A 16,447-nucleotide genomic window follows, 5' to 3' on the forward strand; every position below is an offset into this window, starting at 1 on the left:
GGATTGGCTTGCCCTACGGCTCAGCTCAATTGGCGAAGGCGCGGCGCCCAGGCAGCGACGCCGCCGGCGATGTCCGCGTAAGCTGCTTCGAAGGCAGCCTTGGGCTGGCGGTGCGGATCGGCGATGTCGAACTTGTCCAACTCACCGAGGCGAAAGACCTTGCCGCACACCGGCGGGTAGCGTTGCTCTATCTCGGCTTTATGGTCCTGTTCCATCACCAGGATGAGGTCGGCGGCCAGGCACATCCAGCTTGTGACCTGCTGGGCGCGATGTTTCGAAAGGTCGAGACCATGTGCTGCCGCGACTTCAACCGAGAACGGGTCGGCCGGGTCGCCTACGAGCGCCCCCAAGCCTGCGGACCAGACCTTCTTTTGAGGAAACTCACGGGCCAGCATGGCCTCGGCGATGGGACTTCGGCAGATGTTGCCGATGCACAGGACCAGGATGTTCCTCATCAGCGCACCATGGCGTTGCCGACGCCAACCACTTGCGCGCTCGGAAGGATCAAATTGATCACGCGGCTCCAACGCACGAGCGGCACCGGGTCCACGTAGACGACGTCGCGAGCCTTGAGTTCGAAGCCTTCGGCCAATGCGTACGACACAGGGGTGCTGGCGTCCAGGTGGTAAATCTCCGGTGAGCCTTCGGCCTTGGCGCGCACCACGTAGATTTGGCGCGGGTTGCCGCTGGCGGTGGCGACGCCCCCGGCTTCACCCAGAGCCTGGTTGAGCGACATGCGGCCGTTGCGCAATGGCTGCGCGATGGGGCGCGTCACCTCGCCCATCACGTACACCTTTGCATCGTCCTGGCTGAACACGCGCACGATGTCGCCGCTGCCCAGCATGATCTTGTTGGGATTGATGCCCAGCGTGATGAGCTGTTGCATGTTGACGAGGGTCGTCACCCCGGAGCGCGACACGGAGACCACCGAGCGGTCGGCATCCGGCGCAAAGCCGCCCGCGCGGTTGATGGCCTCGGGCAGCGTCATGGGGATGTCGTTGACGGCTTGCAGGCCAGGCGTGCGCACCGACCCATCGACGTATACGCGACCGCTTCTGAACGACTGAATACGAACTGTCACCTTGGGTTCGTTGAAGTACCTGGCCAAGCGCGTGGCCAGGCGATCTCGCACTTCGTATTCGGTCAGGCCACCCACGGTGAAGGTGCCCACATGGGGAAACTGGATCAGGCCGTCGAAGCTGACGTTGTAGCCATTGCTGACCGGCGATCCGCTGGTGGCGTCGGTGGTGATGGAACCGGCCGGCTGCAGCACGAGGTCCGGGTGGTCCCACACCACGATGTTCAGGATGTCTCCCGGACCGATACGGTATTGCGAAGGGGAGCCGAACAGCAGCTTGACATCCGTACCCACGTCGGTGGCTTGCGCCGCGCGCTGCTGGCGGACCAGGTCGGGCGTGATGCCGATCAAGGCGCCCGCGGGTGCCGCGTCTCCGGCCGCATCCATGGCATTGGCCGATGCACCCGCGTCATTGGCAGGCACCTCATCGAAAGCAACGCCCGGCGCCAGCGCGCAGCCGGCCAGCAATGAAAAGGCTGACGCCAATGCGGTCCACTTGGCGAAGGAGAACAGCGATGCGGCCCGCATCAAAGGAGAGTTCAACATGACGGTCGTGAGAAAGCGATGCGGTCCTGGCCGCGATATCGGTCGGCCGCGCCGCCTCTGGGGGCGGTTCGAGCAGTGGGTGGAATGTGTCGAGACGTTTCCATGATCTTTGGTGGTCCTATCGACCCGCCGCACTGCGCACGCGCGGCAGGTTCTCTTCGAGGTACGAGAGCCCTGCACGGTCGGAGTTGAAGGTGCGATCCAGCACGGCACCGCCGGGCACCACGCCCTGGCTGGTGTCGACACGGTTGGCGCTTTCGCGAATGACGGTCTCGACGCCATAGGACCAGCGCGGCGTGCCCGTGACCTGGATGTGATGGGTCGGGCTCATGTCCTTGCGCGGGGTGAGCGGAATCGAGATCTCGATGCCCGCATACGATCGCGCCCTTGGCTCCCACTCGAACTTGCTGCGGCGCACGTACAGGCTCACCGCAACGTCGTGGAACCACTGCTTGATGCCGAGCTTGATGCCGACGTCGCTGTACATGAACTGGCCCGCCGTGGCCTCGAAGTAGGTGCGCGTCGGCGTGTAGGCATAGCGGTAGCTGGCCAGCAGCGCGCGCGATTCGGCGGGCAGGTTGCGGTCGTAGGCCGTTGTGCGATCGAAGCGTCCGCCTTCGATACCGAAGCGGTTGCGGCCTTCACCCGGCTCCCAACGCAGTTCGCCGTAGACGCCGCGGTAGTTGCTGTCGAAGCGGCCGGCCGCAAGATGCGCGGTGAAGGCGTTGGCGCCCCAGCGCGTGGCGGCGCCCTGGTTGCGCTTGCCGAACAGCAGTTCGACCGGCACACGCGCGACTTGATGCACCAGTGCGCGATCGGTCGAGTCGACGAGGCGGCTGTTGCCGAACACGCCGCCGACGCGGAAGTCCTGGGATTCGCTGATTGGCGAAACATGGCTGACTTCCGCATACGCGCCTCTCCACAAGGGCTGCTGCAGCGTAGCGCGCAAGCCCGCGGAGTAGTCGAACACGCCGTACTCGGTGCCGAGCGTGCTGCGCAGCACGGGTTGGAGCACGAGACGCGTGGTCGCCCAGCTCGGCGCACCTCCCTGCACGACCCAGGCTGCACCGTCGAGCGATGCATCGACCGCCGCGGTGCCGGGCGCGGACAACCGCACGGCAGCACAGCCCGGCGTCTCGAGCTCGATCCATCGCGCAAGGCAATCGGTCTGGCCGCGCGCGCCGACGATGGCGACTTGCCGCTGCGTCAGCACCAGCCGATAAGGCGCGCGGGCGCCCGCGAGCTGCCGTGCGACCACGCCCAATGCGACGCCAAGGCCGTCGACGCTATTGACGTTGTAGGTGGCGTTGTTGACCCTGATGGCGACAGCGCCGTCAGGGAGGCGGCCGATCGCGATGTCCTCGAAGCCTTTGGCAGCGAGCGCCGCGGCGAGCTTTTTCATTTGGTCGTCGGTGATGCGGCCAGCCTCATCGGGATCGGCTGGCATGGCTTGCGCCAGCGACGGTGCGTAGACGCCGATAGGCGGCGACTCGGCCAATCCTGCCGCGGAGAACTCTTGCGCGGCGGAACGGGACGCAACCGGCGCTGCCAATGCGCCGGGCGCGATGGCCGGCCTTGGCGCTGGGCGCTCGTTCGAGACTTTGTAAAGCGGAACTGTCAGGCCGACGCTGATCCAGCTTCGCGCGGTGTGCGCGTTACCCGACATGCGCATGTTCACGCCCAGGTGGGCCGCCCATCCCGTCGGCAACCACTCGGCCGGCGCATGGATGCGCCCCCCCGCAAACGAGCTGCCGTCGACGTATTCCAGCTGGCCTTGCAGCCACGGTAGCGGCCGGTAGGCGGCGCTTGCAAATGGGCCATCGAGCGGCGTGGCTGCCCGGCTGGGCACGACCGCGCCGCTGCGGCGCGCATAGCCAACGCTCAAGTCGAGGTTCCGCGCGTCCGTGGCGGTGTATGTGAGCACACCGTAGTACGACCGAAAGAACGTCGCGGCGCCGCCCAGGTCCGTCGCACCGACGGCTGCATTCCAACGATGCGCTTTGTCGAGCGGCGTGCCGGCCTTGAAGTTGAACGAAAGGTCGCGAATGCCGCAGGGTTCGGCATAGCAGTTGGTGTTGAGCGTATTCGCGGCCATGCGGCCGGAGATCTCGAGGTTGGGCAGCACCCCGAAGCCAGCCACGAAGTTGTGGCCGCTCGTGCCGTAGCGACCTGCGGACGGCGCACCGGCGACCTGGCTCTCGTAGGCGAGACCCATCGTGCCGCGGCGCAGGAGTTGGGCCGTCGGCGTGACCGACAAGCCCGTGAAGCCTGCACCGCTCAGCGTCGTGTCATGTTGCGCGAGGGCCGACTGCGCGGCCAGGGCCAGCAGGGCCAGGCCCGCGCCCACTTGGTATTCCCGTCCCATTGATTTTCTTGAATCGGTAAGTCAAAACGCGCCCGCCAGACACGGCGGAGCAAAGGGCAGTCTTTCGACTGCTCTTTTGCGCCCGCTTGCGCCTCTTGGCTTAGCCGCCCGAAGTGCCTGTGCCGCCGGTAGCACCGCTCGCCGGCAGTGGCAGTGCGTCGCCTGCGGCCTTCACGGGCGTCAGGACCGAGGCCTTGACCGAACCGTCAGTGTTTTGCAATACCGCTGCGGAATTGCCGAGGACCTTGTCGAGGTCCGAACCGATGACGAAGCTCTGAGCGTCGAAGTTCCGCGTGCGCGCGGGCTGCAAGATGGCATCGGCTTCAGCTTCCGTCTTGCCGTTGGCCATGAGCTGAGCCTTCATGACGTCGAGCACCGTTGCGCGATAGCTGGGAGCGGCTGCCGCCACGTTGCTGGCAAACGTGCCATCCTTGCCAATCTTGGCCAAGAATTCGCCCATGGCCATCGAGGCAGCGCCGGTAGCCGAAGCCGCCAGCATGACTTCGACCATCATGTCGGTCATTGGCGTGAAGTTGGCAACCGTGCCGGCGAACAGAGCTCCGCGATACGACAGCGCTCCGAGCGTCGCCGTGCCAACGCACGGATAGGCAAGTACGGCCGCATTGGTGATATAGCCGCCAAGGCCGGTGGTCGCGCCGGTCAGCGTCGCGCCGTTGGCGCAGGTCATCGAAACGGCTGCGCCGACGAGCATCGGCGGACCGCCCGCAGTCCCCGTGACCGTCGTGCCACCGCTACCCGATGGAAGTGGCAGAAAGCCTCCGCCTGCGCCACCCCCGCCGCCGCAGGCAGCAAGGCTCGCCAGCGCAACAGCGCATGCAAGAAGTTTGACGCCGATCGGTTTCGCAAGATTTTTCATCAGAGATTTAAGTAGAAAACGCCGCAGCGCGTTGGTGAGGGACCGCACATGCCACTGCACCGAAGAAGGTGCGGTGCGATCAGCTGATTGTTTTGTGGCCGCCAGGGGCGCCGAGCTTCAGCAGCATGTCGAAGCGAATTTTATGAAACGAAGCAGAAATCGCTCGTGCGAATAGTCACAGTTCGCCACAGATGAGTGTTAACAACAGTCAATACACTATAGTTAACAACAGTTAACGTTTTTGATGTTGCGATGAAATATGACCTGTGCGCAACTGCTCACACGAACTCGTGACTTGGTGGAGCGCCGATCAGGCCGGATGGTCAGGGCCGCGGTGGCGCGTGCCCACATATAGGCGAGCGTGCGGCGAACGCCGGCGAGTCGCCCTAGATGCTGGCCGCCTATGAGCCGGTGAAGCAGCAGGACAGCGCAGTGGCCACGATGTTTCTCGCAGCCCAGGGCGATAAATGGCTTTCAGCTGGGAAGCTGGTTCGCCGCCCCCCGGGGCAAAGTGAAATTCGGAATGTGATGCGCAGATTCCGTTCGAGAGCATGCTTGCCACGAGAACGACCCCTACCACGCGAAATTCGCTCTCTGGATCTTGTTCTGCGGGGCCGGCGAGAACGCCGGCTACATCGCCGTGGAAGTCGCGCGCCTTTAGCTGGTGCCGTAGTTCATGGAAGCGCTGGCCATCAACCGCAAGATGCACATGGCGCGCTGGAACCCGGCCGGCGCCGATGCGCCGCCACGCGGCACCGCCCCCATCATTGCCGACCCGCGCGCAGCTTCTCGTAGATCGCCTGAATGTGGTTGCGCACGTGGCCTACTCGCCACGTCCGCGAAACGACGCCTGACTAAAGCCCTAAAGCGCCTTGCGCAAATTCGCAGGCGCAATCCGCAGCGCCTCGCGGTACTTGGCCACGGTGCGCCGCGCGCACTCGATACCCTGCTCTTTCAGCATGTCGGAGATCTGGCTGTCCGACAGCGGCTTCTTGATGTTCTCGCTGGACACGAACTGCTTGATCAGCGCCCGCACCGCCGTGCTCGACGCATTGCCGCCGGTCTCCGTGCCCAGAGCCGAGCCGAAGAAGTACTTGAGTTCCACCGTGCCGTAGGGCGTCGCCATGTATTTCGCGGTTGTCACGCGGCTGATGGTCGATTCGTGCAGGCCGAGTTCGTCGGCGATCTCGCGCAGCACCAGCGGGCGCATGGCCAGTTCGCCGTGCACGAAGAAGTTCTTCTGCCGCTCGACGATGGCGTTGCTGACGCGCAGGATGGTGTCGAATCGCTGCTGGATGTTCTTGATGAACCAGCGCGCCTCCTGCAGCCGCTGCGACAGCGCCTGACTGCCCTCGCCCTTGTGCGCCTTCAGCGCGCCGGCGTAGATGTCGTGCACGCGCAGCCGGGGCATCACGTCGGGATTGAGCATGACGCGGAACCTGAGCGTGGCGCCGCGACCGGTGCGGGTGACGATCACGTCGGGCACGACCACATTGCGCTCCACGTCCACGAAACGTCGGCCCGGCTTGGGTTCCAGCCGCGCGATGAGCTGCATCGCGGCGCGCACCAGATCTTCGCTGCTGCGCGTGAGTGCGGCCAGGCGCCTGAAGTCGCGGCGCGCGAGCAGGTCCATCGGCAGCTTGCACATGGCGATGGCGACATTGCGGATTTGTGCCTCGTCTTCGGATTCATCGGCACGGGCCAGCGCGCGCAGCTGGATGGCCAGGCATTCGCCGAGGTCGCGCGCACCCACGCCGACCGGCTCCAGGCTTTGCAGCAGGCCCAGCGCCATCTGGAAACGGTGCACCAGGTCGTCGAACTGGTCGTTGTCGTCGCCGGCCAGGCCCGAGGCCAGCGCGGGAAGCGAGTCCTCGAGGTAGCCGTCGTCGTTGAGCGACTCGATAAGAAAGCTCAGCGCGGCGCGGTCGGTTTCGCCGAGGCGCAGGCTGAGCGCCTGGCGGTGCAGGAAGGTCTGCAGCGACTCCTGGCTGCGCGCCAGTTCGGTGGCGTCGGCGCGTTCGTCGTCGCCGAGGTTGTTGGCGCGCGCGGGCGCGTCGCCACCCCATTCGCTGTCGTCGGGCAGCATGTCGACGGTGCCGTCACCGCCCCAGTCGGGCTCGACATCGGAGAGGCCGTCCGCGGACGTGTCGGCGGCCAAGGTGTCTGCGTCGTTCGAGGCGGAGGCGGCGACCGGGCCGTCGGCGCCATTGGCAGTGGAGGGGGCCGCAAAGTCATCGTCGCGCGGCGATGGCGCGTCGGAGGTTTCGAGCCCGAATTCCTCGCGCACGGCTTCTTCGGCGGTGCGCTCGAGGAACGGGTTGTCGTCGAGCATCTGCTCGACTTCCTGGCTCAGTTCGAGCGTCGACAGTTGAAGCAGCCGGATCGACTGCTGCAATTGGGGCGTCAGCGCCAGGTGCTGCGATACGCGCAGCGAAAGGCCTTGCTTCATGCCCAGGCCCCTACATTCTGAAATGCTCGCCCAGGTACACCCTGCGTACCTCGGCGTTGTCGACGATCTCCGAAGGCGTGCCTTGTGCCAGCACATGCCCGTCGCTGATGATGAAAGCGTGGTCGCAGATGCCCAGCGTCTCACGCACGTTGTGGTCGGTGATAAGCACGCCGATACCGCGGCTCTTCAAAAAACCGATGATTCGCTGGATCTCGATCACGGCAATCGGGTCGATCCCGGCGAAAGGCTCGTCCAGCAGGATGAAGCGCGGCTGCGTGGCCAGTGCGCGCGCGATTTCGACGCGGCGCCGTTCGCCGCCCGACAGCGCCAGCGCCGGGGAATCGCGCAGATGTTCGACGCGCAGGTCGGTCAGCAGTTCGGTCAGGCGCTCGTCGATGCGAGCCTCGCCGAGCGGCACGCGATTGCCCTTGGCATCGGTCTCGAACTGCAACTCGAGCACGGCGCGCACGTTCTGCTCGACCGTGAGCTTGCGAAAGATCGATGCTTCCTGCGGCAGGTACGACAGGCCCATGCGCGCGCGACGGTGGATCGGCATGTGGGCGATCGGCTCGCCGTCGATGGTGATGTCGCCGGCATCGGCGCGCACAAGGCCCACGATCATGTAGAACGACGTGGTCTTGCCGGCGCCGTTGGGGCCGAGCAGGCCGACCACTTCGCCTTTCTGCACGCCGAGGGACACATCCTTGACCACCATGCGGCTGCCGTAGGTTTTTTGCAAGCCGGATGCTTCGAGGCGGCTGCCATTGCCGGCGAGCGCCGTCACCGTGCCACCGCCGGGCCCAGGCGCAGGCTTGCCGGAGGTGTCGATCATGGCGTTGTCGTTGCGCATCACGGGCGCGCTTCCCCACCGAGCGTGGTGCTGGAGCGCAGGCCTGAACCCGGGGCCGGCGCCGGGGGCGTTGGCGCAGCGGCGGCCCTCGGGCTGCCGGGCGCAGCCGAGGCGGGGGGGCGCGGGGTGAGCACGGCTCGCACGCGCGCACCCTTTTGGCCGGAGGCAACGGCCGCATCGGGCGGCACGGTGCCGCCATTGACGGTGAAGGTGTCGTTGCTCTGGTCGTACACGATCAGCGGGCCGCTGCTCTCGTCATTGACCTTGCTGCCGATGAGCCGCCGCATCACGGCATGGCCGACGAACTTGACGTTGTCGGCGCGGCTGTCGTATTCGATGCGGTCGGATTCGCCCTCGATCCACTCGTCGCCGCCCGGGGCATCGCGGCGCTGCTTGAAGTAGGCCAGCTTGCCCGGCGCGGCGGTGACCACACCGTACTGGTAGCCCTCGGGGTCTTGCCGCACGTCGATGCGCGCGCCGCGAATGATGATGGTGCCCTTGGTGACGACCACTGCACCAGTGAAGACGCTGGTCTGCTTGAGGTCGTCGTAGCGCATCGAGTCGGACTCGATGTTCATCGGCTTCGCGCGGTCGGCCTTTTCGGCGTGCGCGAACGGTGCGCCCGCCACGGCCGCCAGGGCGAGCAGACTCAGGGTTGCTTTGCGTACAGATCGAAGGGAGGCGTGGAGGTTGGGGCGCGTATTCATAAAGGCACGAAACTTGCTGCACCCATTGTATGCGGCAGGCTGACGCGGCCTTGACGAAAGGCCCGGTATCGCGGGTCGATATTTACTGCCGGTTGACTTTTTCGGTCAACCCTTGCGCGCTTCGCCGATCAGGTAGTCGGTGATTTGCAGCGCCCGGTCCATGCTGCCGGCCAATTCGCCGTCCACGTACCAGCGGCCCGCCACGCCGAGCGCGGGAACGCCGCCGACCTGGTAGTCGTTTTGCAGTTGGGTGGCGCGCTTGGCCTTGCCGGCGACCGAGAACGACTTGAACGTCTCGGCGAACTTCTTGGCGTCGAGTTCCGGCTGCTTGCCGACCCAGGCCACGATGGCGTCGTCGCCCACGACGGGCTGACGCTGCTTGTGGATGGCGTCGAAGATCTTGATCTGCATCTCGTCGACCTTGCCCATGGCCTCGAGCGCGTAGAACAGGCGCTGCTTGCTCTCGACGTCGTTGCCGACAAAGGCCACCGGCACCCGCCGGAAAGCGACCTGCGGCGGCAGTTTCTTGGCCCAGGCTTCGAGCTGTGGCTCGAACGCGGCGCAATGCGGGCAGTTGTACGAAAAGAACTCGACCACCTCGATCTTGCCGGCCGCCGAATCCACAGGCGCGGGCTTGCCAAGCTTGATGAAGTCCTTGCCGGCCGCGAACAGGGGCGCCTGCGCATGCGAAGGGCTGGCAAGAGGAAGCAGCCCGAGGGAAGTGGCGGCCAGCGAAAATTCACGACGATTCATTGATAAATATCTCCAGTGCGGCTGACAGAGCTTGCGAAGGATCACCAAGTTCCATTGATCCGGCGAAGGATCGACACGAAATGTCGCGGAATCCAGGGAATACGTTATTTCTGCACGCGGACCAGGGCGGTATCCAGACCGCCGCTGTCGAGCCGCTCTTTCAGCCGGTCGGCGTCGTCTTTCTTGCTGTACGGGCCGGCGCGCACGCGGTAGACGGTGCGCCCGGCCTGCTCGCGTTCGGTGACCTTGGTCTCCACGCCCATCAGCGACAGCTTGGCGCGTTGCGCCTCGGCGTCTTCGGTCGTGCGGTAGGCACCGGCCTGCACGAAGTACATGAAGGGGTCTGCACCGGAAGAAGGCGCCGCGGCAGCCACCTGGGCGTTGCCGCCGCCGGTCCGCGAGCGGGCCAGATCGCCGATCGGGTCGCTGGAGGAAGGAAGGGCATTGGCCTCGGCCGGTACTGGCGCCTTGGTAGCGGGCTTGGTGGTTGGCGCGACCACGACCGGCACCGGAGGGCTGCTCGGCGGATTCAGCGGCCCCACCGTGGCGGGCACCGGAACCGTCGCGGGCGCCACGGCGACCGGGCTTGGCGCCGCGGGCGGCTTGGCGCCGGCCTTGCCGGCCAGCGGCGCGTTCGGGTCCCAGTCACGGTTCTTGCGGGCCTCGGCTTCGTCCTGCTCGGCGCCGCCGCGTTGCGTCTTGGTCATGAACGGGATCGGCACCTTGGTCACGTAGACCGCGATGCCCAATGCGACGCCCAGCCCGAGCACGAGGCCGATGATGAGGCCAATGACGATGTTGCCGCTTTGTCGTTTTTTCATGGATGTCACATTCTCTCCGGCGCGCTGACGCCGAGCACCGCCAGCCCATTGTGCAGCACCTGCGCGCATGCGGCGACCAGCGCAAGGCGGGCGTTTTTCAGCGTTTCGTCATCGACAAGCACGCGCTCGGCATCGTAGTAGCTGTGCAGGTTGGCGGCCAGTTCACGGAGGTAAAAAGTGACATCGTGCGGCGCGAAATCGCGGGCCGCGGCGGTCAGCATCTCGGGGTACTTTGCGAGCTGAAGCATCAGCGTCTGCGCCTGCGGCACCTGCAGCGGCGAAAGGTCGACGCCCGCCAGCGTGGCCACGTCGCCGCCCCAGTCGCGCAGCATCTTGCGGATGCGCGCGTGGGCGTACTGCACGTAGTACACCGGGTTGTCGTTGTTCTGTGAAAGCGCCAGGTCGATGTCGAAGGTGTATTCGGTGTCGGGCTTGCGGCTCAGCAGAAAGAAACGCACCGCGTCGGTGCTGGTCCATTCGACCAGGTCGCGCAGCGTGACGTAGCTGCCGGCGCGCTTGCTGATCTTGACCTCCTCGCCGCCGCGCACCACACGCACCATGGTGTGCAGCACGTAGTCGGGGTAGCCCTGCGGAATGCCCTCGCCGGCCGCCTGCAGGCCGGCGCGCACGCGCGCGATGGTGCCGTGGTGGTCGGTGCCCTGGATGTTCACGACCTTGTGGAAGCCGCGCTCCCACTTGTCGATGTGGTAAGCGACGTCGGGCACGAAGTAGGTGTAGGTGCCGTCGCCCTTGCGCATGACGCGGTCCTTGTCGTCGCCGTAGTCGGTCGACTTGAGCCACAGGGCGCCGTCCTGCTCGTAGGTCTTGCCGGCGTCGACGAGTTTCTGCACGGCGGCCGCGACCTTGCCGCTGGTGTAGAGGCTGGACTCCAGGTAGTAATGGTCGAAGTGGACGCGGAAGGCCTTCAGGTCGAGGTCTTGTTCGTGACGAAGGTAGGCCACGGCGAATTCCCGCATGGAGTCGAGGTCGTCGATGTCGCCGCTGGCGGTGTATTCGCGGTCGTCGGACTTGACGGTCTTCTTCGCCTGGAAGTCGGTGGCGATGTCGGCGATGTAGTCGCCGTTGTAGGCCTGCTCGGGCCAGCCCGCGTCGCCGGGCTTGAGGCCTTTGGCCCGCAACTGCGTGCTGTTGGCCAGCGTCTGGATCTGCACGCCGGCGTCGTTGTAGTAGAACTCGCGCCAGACCTTGTCGCCTTGCGTGGCCAGCAGGTTGCAGATGGCGTCGCCAAGCGCGGCCTGTCGGCCGTGGCCGACGTGCAGCGGGCCGGTCGGGTTGGCCGATACGAACTCGACCAGCACGCGCTCGTCGTTGGCGGGCTGCTGGCCGAACGCGGCGCGGGCTTGCAGCACTTCGCGCACGACTTGCTGCTTGGCAGTGGTCTTGAGGCGGATGTTGAGGAAGCCGGGGCCGGCGATTTCGACCGCGTCGACCCATTGCGCGAATGCCGGCGTGGCCAGCAGGGTCGCGCTCAGTCGCTCGGCCAGATCGCGTGGCTTGAGCTTCAGGGGCTTGGCGAGTTGCATCGCCGCGGTGCTGGCGAAATCGCCATGCGCTGCCACCTTGGGTGATTCGAAGGCGGCCTTGGCGCCAGCGCCGGGCAGGAGGGATTCGAGCGTGCTCGCGAGTGCCGCAAGCAGCTCTTCTTTGACCAATAGCATTTCGAAATTTTACCGGGGCGATTTCGGCAGGCGTTCGCGGCGGTCATCCGCTGGGTGTCGTCGCCCGTTAGGATGGTTCGGCCCCAGGGCGGGGCACGTGCCACAACCCAACCTTGCAAGGACATATCCAATCATGAAGAAGTTCCTTTCCCTGGCTGCCACCACGCTCGCCTTGGGCGCTTGCCTCTCTTTCGGTACCGCACAGGCGCAGGACAAGGCCGCCGCGCCTGCCGCCGCGGCCGCTGGCGCAAGCTGCGATATGCAGGCCGCCGACAAGAAGCTCAACGGCGCCGCCAAGAACAGTTTCATCAAGAAGTGCGAGAAGGACAGCAAGGCCGCCGCGGCGCCCACTTGCGCGTCGAAGGCTGTCGACAAGAACGGCAAGGCGCTGGCTGGCGCCGCCAAGAACAGCTTCATGAAGAAGTGCGAAGCGGATGCAGCCAAGGGCTGATGCCGCGCTGCGCTGAAGTTTGAAAGCAAAGGCCCGCCCTGCGGGCCTTTTTCATTTACGCGGCCACCAGGTAGACAACAACAAGAATCAGCGCCAATGCGATTGCCAATCCAAGCCTGGCGCCGAGCGCGTAACCGTTGTAGCAGTGGTCGACCTGGCTTTCCGGCAATGCAACGACCCCTTCGCATTCACCGAGCGGAACGCAAGGCTCATCGACGGACGCTCCGTCGGAGGATCGCGCTTCGTGGCTTGTCATGGCGGATGTCACGGCATCACCCGCTGGCCGTACGAACGAATGCAATCATTTCTGATCTCCTCGAGTGCGTTTCAACTGATGACCCTGCCCGTGGCGGGATCGGTCAACAGCAAGAGCCGCGCCAATCCGCGTTATAGCGCTACTTCAGCACGCCGAACAGGTTGTTGAAGTCGTCGGTCCAGGCCTGCAGGCCCTCGATGGGTGTCACGGGCACGCTGGCACTGCGGATCGACTCGCGAGCGAGGCTGGCGGGGTTGCGCGAGACGAGCACCCAATCGGTGCGGCGCAACGCATCGTTGTGCTCGGCCTCGTCGTGGACCAGCACCGCATGCAGGCCCTGCGCCTTTGCGATCTCCTCGACCACGGGCGCGAGCGCGAGGAAGCGGTTGGTCACGTGAAAGGCGACGACGCCGTCGGGCTGCATGTGGTGCAGGTAGACCTCCATCGCCTCGGCGGTGATCAGGTGGATCGGCACCGAGTCGCCCGAGAAGGCATCGACGGCGAGCACGTCGAAGTGCTGCGGATCTTCGCGCTCCAGCGCCAGGCGTGCGTCGCCGAGCACGCGCTCGATCTTCGCCGGGGTGTCGTTCAGGAAGGTGAACTCGGTGTCGGCCAGTTCGAAGACCTGCGGGTTGATCTCGTAGACGCGGTACACGTCGCCGGTCCGGCCGTAGACCGCGAGCGTGCCGGCGCCGAGACCGATCAGGCCGACGCGGCGCGGGCCCGGCGGTGCCGAGGCAATCGCGAGGCCGACGCCCGAGGTCGCGCCGTAGTAGGTGGTCGGCTCGCGCCGCTTCGCGGGCGCCAGGAATTGCTCGCCATGCTTGACCGAGCCATGGAACATCTTGCGCACGTTGTCGGCGGGGTTGTCGCGGTGCGTGTCGATCGTGATCAGCGAGCCATAGAAGTTGCGCGTCATTTCGCGTGCGCCCGTCGTGTCGCCGTGCACCTGCAGCGCAAGAAACCAGGCGCAGCAAGCGGCCACGGCGACACCGCCGGCCAGCCCGAAACGCCGGCCGCGCAGCACCGCGGCGCCTGCCAGCGCGCTGAGCACCAGGCCGACGCCGAGTTCATAGTAGGCCGGCAGGACATGCGGGGCGATGAGTCCCACCGCGATGCCGCCGATGGCACCGCCGAGCGACAGCATCAGGTAGAAGCGCGTGAGATATGCCGGCGCCGGGCGCATGCGCGCCATCTCGCCATGGAAGAACATGCACAGCACGAACAATCCGGCCACGTAGATCGGCAGCGCGGTCCGCAGGTCGGAGCCCAGGCTGTCCTGCAGCCCGAAGGCGCAGAGCACCAGCATCGCGGCAGTGGCCGGCAGGAAGAAACCGCGGCGGTACCAGCGGTCGCTTTCGAAGCACAGGACGAAAGTCAGCAGGTAGACCGACAGCGGCAACACCCACAGGAACGGAATCGCCGCGACGTTCTGGGTAATGTGGTTGGTCACGGCCAGCAGCAACCAGGAGCCGAGCGCGGGCAGGCCGAGCCAGAGCAGGTAGTCGGCGGGGCGGGGAGGCTTCGCGGGTGCCGGTGAGGCTTGTGTCTCGACGGTTGCCGCCGACGCCGCTCCCTGCCGCGCCGCATACAGCGTGAGGCCGACGCACAACAGCACGAAGGCGCCGTAGGCCCATGACCATCCCTGTGCTTGCCGCAGCAGCGAACTGTGCGGCTCGATCAGCACCGGGTAGCTCAGCAGCGAGGCCAGCGACGCGAGGTTGGAAAGCGAGAAGTAGCGGTACACCTGCGCCCCCCAAGGCGTGCGCGACAGCCACGACTGCACCAGCGGCCCGGTGGTCGAGAGCAGGAAGTACGGCAGACCGATGGTGCCCAGCAGCAGGCCGAGGATCCACAGCGTCGGGTCTTCCGAGCCCGCGGGCTTCCAGCGCGCGCTCGTCACTATCGGCAGGAAGGCCAGGCTCAGCAGCAGCAGCGCCACATGCAGCCGCGCCTGGGCCTTGACGCCGAGCCGCCGCGTGACCGCATCCGAATATGCGTAGCCCGCGAGCAGCACCACCTGGAAGAACACCATGCAGATCGACCACACGGCCGCCGAGCCGCCAAACCACGGCAGGATCTGCTTGGCGATCAGCGGCTGGACCAGGAACAGCAGGAACGCGCTGGTGAAGATCGTGCCGGCGAACAGCAGCTTGACATAGACCGGTTTCATCGGCGCCTACTTGCCGAAGCCGCGCGCAAAGAACACCGCCACCAGCGGAATCAGCGCGATCAGGTGCGCCTGGATCATCACGAGCTTGCGCGTCTTCACGATCTCGGATTCGGAGGGCATTGCGCCGGTGGCGCGCAAGGTCTTGCGCCAGCGCAGATATCGCATCGTCGGAAAGACCGAGACGATGCCGACGATCGCGAACAGCCCGAGCTTCAGATGGAGCAGCGGGTTGGTCCAGTACCAGACCGTGCCCTTGACGCCCCACCATGTGCGCGCAATACCGGAGAGCAACACGGCACCCGCCGCGATGCCGTAGACCATGTCGACGCGCGCAAGCCGCTCGACCACGGCGGCATTGAGCCACTGCACCCGACACAGCGCGGCCTCGCTCGAAATGAACACCACCATCGTCAGGATGGCGAGCAAATGCACGTAGGCGAGGATGGCTTCGAGCGTCATCGCACCATTGTGCGATCCTCGGGGCGAAATGACTACGCCCGTCCGCCCCAGTACTCGGGCATGCCGTACTGTTGCTTGAGGAAATCGAGCCACAGCCGCACGCGCAGCGGCAGATGCTTGCGCTGCGGGAACACTGCGAATACGCCATTTGGCGGGGCCGCGAATTCGTCGAGCAAGGGCACCAGCAGGCCCGCGTCGATCTCGGCCTCGACTTCCCAATTGCTGCGCCACGCGATGCCATGGCCCGCCAGGCACCAGTCGTGCAGCACCTGGCCGTCGGTGCAATCGAGCGGTCCGCTGGGGCGCATGTGTATGACCTCGTCGCCACCTTCCGAGTCCGGCTCGGGCGGCAGGCGGAAGGCCCAGCCGCGGGTTTGCGAGGCATCGCTCGACAAGGTGAGGCAGGCGAAACGCACGAGGTCCGCGGGGTGCCGCGGCGCGCCGTAGCGGCGAACGAACTCCGGCGTGGCAACACAGCGGCGCCGGTTGTCCGCAAGCCGCACGCTGACGAGCGACGAGTCGGGCAAGTCGCCCACGCGCACGGCGCAGTCATAGCCTTCGCCGGCCACGTCGATCACGCGGTCGCTCAGGTTCAGCGAGACGCGCACGTCCGGATGCATCGCATGAAACCGCGGCACCAGCGGCGCGACGTGGCGGCGGCCGAAGCCGGCCGGCGCCGTGATGCGCAAGTGCCCGCTGGCCTTGACGCCGCCGGCGCTCACGCTGGCTTCTGCATTGGCAAATTCGACCAGCAGGCGCTGGCAGTCTTCCAGGAACGCGCTGCCTTCGTGCGTGAGCGTGATGCGGCGCGTCGTGCGCACCAGCAACCGCACGCCGAGGCGCTCCTCCAGTGCGTCGATGCGCCGCCCCATGATCGCCGGCGCCACGTTCTCCGCCTTGGCCGCGGCTGTCAGGCTGCCGCGGGTGGCGACCGAGACGAAGGATTCGAGTTGCTTGAGGCGGTCCATGGCGTCTGAGGGTCG

Annotated in this window: 15 protein-coding genes; 1 reads left to right on the top strand and 14 read right to left on the bottom strand. The window is 66.0% G+C overall.

Going from position 1 to position 16,447, the window contains the following annotated elements:
• Positions 1–20: 20 nt before the first annotated feature.
• The 10 genes from WKW80_RS27075 to argS form a co-directional block, all read right to left on the bottom strand.
• Complete coding sequence (locus WKW80_RS27075; RefSeq protein ID WP_340366727.1) at positions 21–458, bottom strand: low molecular weight protein-tyrosine-phosphatase; 438 nt, start codon at positions 456–458, stop codon at positions 21–23.
• Positions 455–1,624, bottom strand: a complete 1,170-nt coding sequence (locus WKW80_RS27080) for a polysaccharide biosynthesis/export family protein (protein WP_340366674.1) — start codon at positions 1,622–1,624, stop codon at positions 455–457. Before WKW80_RS27080 ends, WKW80_RS27075 begins: the two co-directional genes overlap by 4 nt.
• Positions 1,625–1,742: 118 nt before the next feature.
• Positions 1,743–3,989 (bottom strand): YjbH domain-containing protein, encoded by a 2,247-nt coding sequence (locus WKW80_RS27085; RefSeq protein WP_340366675.1) that lies wholly within the window; start codon positions 3,987–3,989, stop codon positions 1,743–1,745.
• Between the two features lie 100 nt (positions 3,990–4,089).
• Positions 4,090–4,914, bottom strand: a complete 825-nt coding sequence (locus tag WKW80_RS27090; RefSeq protein ID WP_340366676.1) for a hypothetical protein — start codon at positions 4,912–4,914, stop codon at positions 4,090–4,092.
• An 814-nt stretch (positions 4,915–5,728) separates the two neighbouring features.
• On the bottom strand, positions 5,729–7,315 hold the full coding sequence (gene rpoN, locus WKW80_RS27095; protein ID WP_340366677.1) for an RNA polymerase factor sigma-54: 1,587 nt from the start codon (positions 7,313–7,315) through the stop codon (positions 5,729–5,731).
• A gap of 10 nt (positions 7,316–7,325) precedes the next feature.
• A complete protein-coding gene (gene lptB / locus WKW80_RS27100; protein WP_422822972.1) occupies positions 7,326–8,165 on the bottom strand; it encodes an LPS export ABC transporter ATP-binding protein in 840 nt (279 codons plus the stop codon).
• Positions 8,165–8,872, bottom strand: a complete 708-nt coding sequence (gene lptA / locus WKW80_RS27105; RefSeq protein ID WP_340366678.1) for a lipopolysaccharide transport periplasmic protein LptA — start codon at positions 8,870–8,872, stop codon at positions 8,165–8,167. The genes lptB and lptA overlap by 1 nt, the downstream gene beginning before the upstream one ends.
• Before the next feature lie 105 nt (positions 8,873–8,977).
• A complete protein-coding gene (locus WKW80_RS27110; RefSeq protein ID WP_340366679.1) occupies positions 8,978–9,625 on the bottom strand; it encodes a thiol:disulfide interchange protein DsbA/DsbL in 648 nt (215 codons plus the stop codon).
• Between the two features lie 104 nt (positions 9,626–9,729).
• Positions 9,730–10,446, bottom strand: a complete 717-nt coding sequence (locus WKW80_RS27115; protein WP_340366680.1) for an SPOR domain-containing protein — start codon at positions 10,444–10,446, stop codon at positions 9,730–9,732.
• A 5-nt stretch (positions 10,447–10,451) separates the two neighbouring features.
• On the bottom strand, positions 10,452–12,125 hold the full coding sequence (gene argS, locus WKW80_RS27120) for an arginine--tRNA ligase (protein ID WP_340366681.1): 1,674 nt from the start codon (positions 12,123–12,125) through the stop codon (positions 10,452–10,454).
• Between the two features lie 133 nt (positions 12,126–12,258).
• Here argS and WKW80_RS27125 point away from each other — a divergent pair, with 133 nt between their 5' ends.
• On the top strand, positions 12,259–12,576 hold the full coding sequence (locus WKW80_RS27125; RefSeq protein WP_340366682.1) for a hypothetical protein: 318 nt from the start codon (positions 12,259–12,261) through the stop codon (positions 12,574–12,576).
• A 55-nt stretch (positions 12,577–12,631) separates the two neighbouring features.
• Here WKW80_RS27125 and WKW80_RS27130 read toward each other — a convergent pair whose 3' ends face one another.
• The 4 genes from WKW80_RS27130 to WKW80_RS27145 all read right to left on the bottom strand — a co-directional run bounded on the left by WKW80_RS27130 (position 12,632) and on the right by WKW80_RS27145 (position 16,432).
• A complete protein-coding gene (locus WKW80_RS27130; RefSeq protein ID WP_340366683.1) occupies positions 12,632–12,832 on the bottom strand; it encodes a hypothetical protein in 201 nt (66 codons plus the stop codon).
• Positions 12,833–12,971: 139 nt separating this feature from the next.
• A complete protein-coding gene (locus WKW80_RS27135; protein ID WP_340366684.1) occupies positions 12,972–15,005 on the bottom strand; it encodes a spermidine synthase in 2,034 nt (677 codons plus the stop codon).
• Positions 15,006–15,011: 6 nt separating this feature from the next.
• Positions 15,012–15,464 carry a DUF2214 family protein gene (locus tag WKW80_RS27140; RefSeq protein ID WP_340366685.1) on the bottom strand — a complete coding sequence of 151 codons (453 nt, stop codon included), beginning with the start codon at positions 15,462–15,464 and terminating at the stop codon, positions 15,012–15,014.
• 32 nt (positions 15,465–15,496) lie between these two features.
• Positions 15,497–16,432 carry a LysR family transcriptional regulator gene (locus tag WKW80_RS27145; RefSeq protein WP_340366686.1) on the bottom strand — a complete coding sequence of 312 codons (936 nt, stop codon included), beginning with the start codon at positions 16,430–16,432 and terminating at the stop codon, positions 15,497–15,499.
• Positions 16,433–16,447: the final 15 nt, after the last annotated feature.

Origin of the sequence: Variovorax humicola, assembly GCF_037889915.1 — a bacterium.
Taxonomy (GTDB): Bacteria; Pseudomonadota; Gammaproteobacteria; order Burkholderiales; family Burkholderiaceae_C; genus Variovorax; species Variovorax humicola.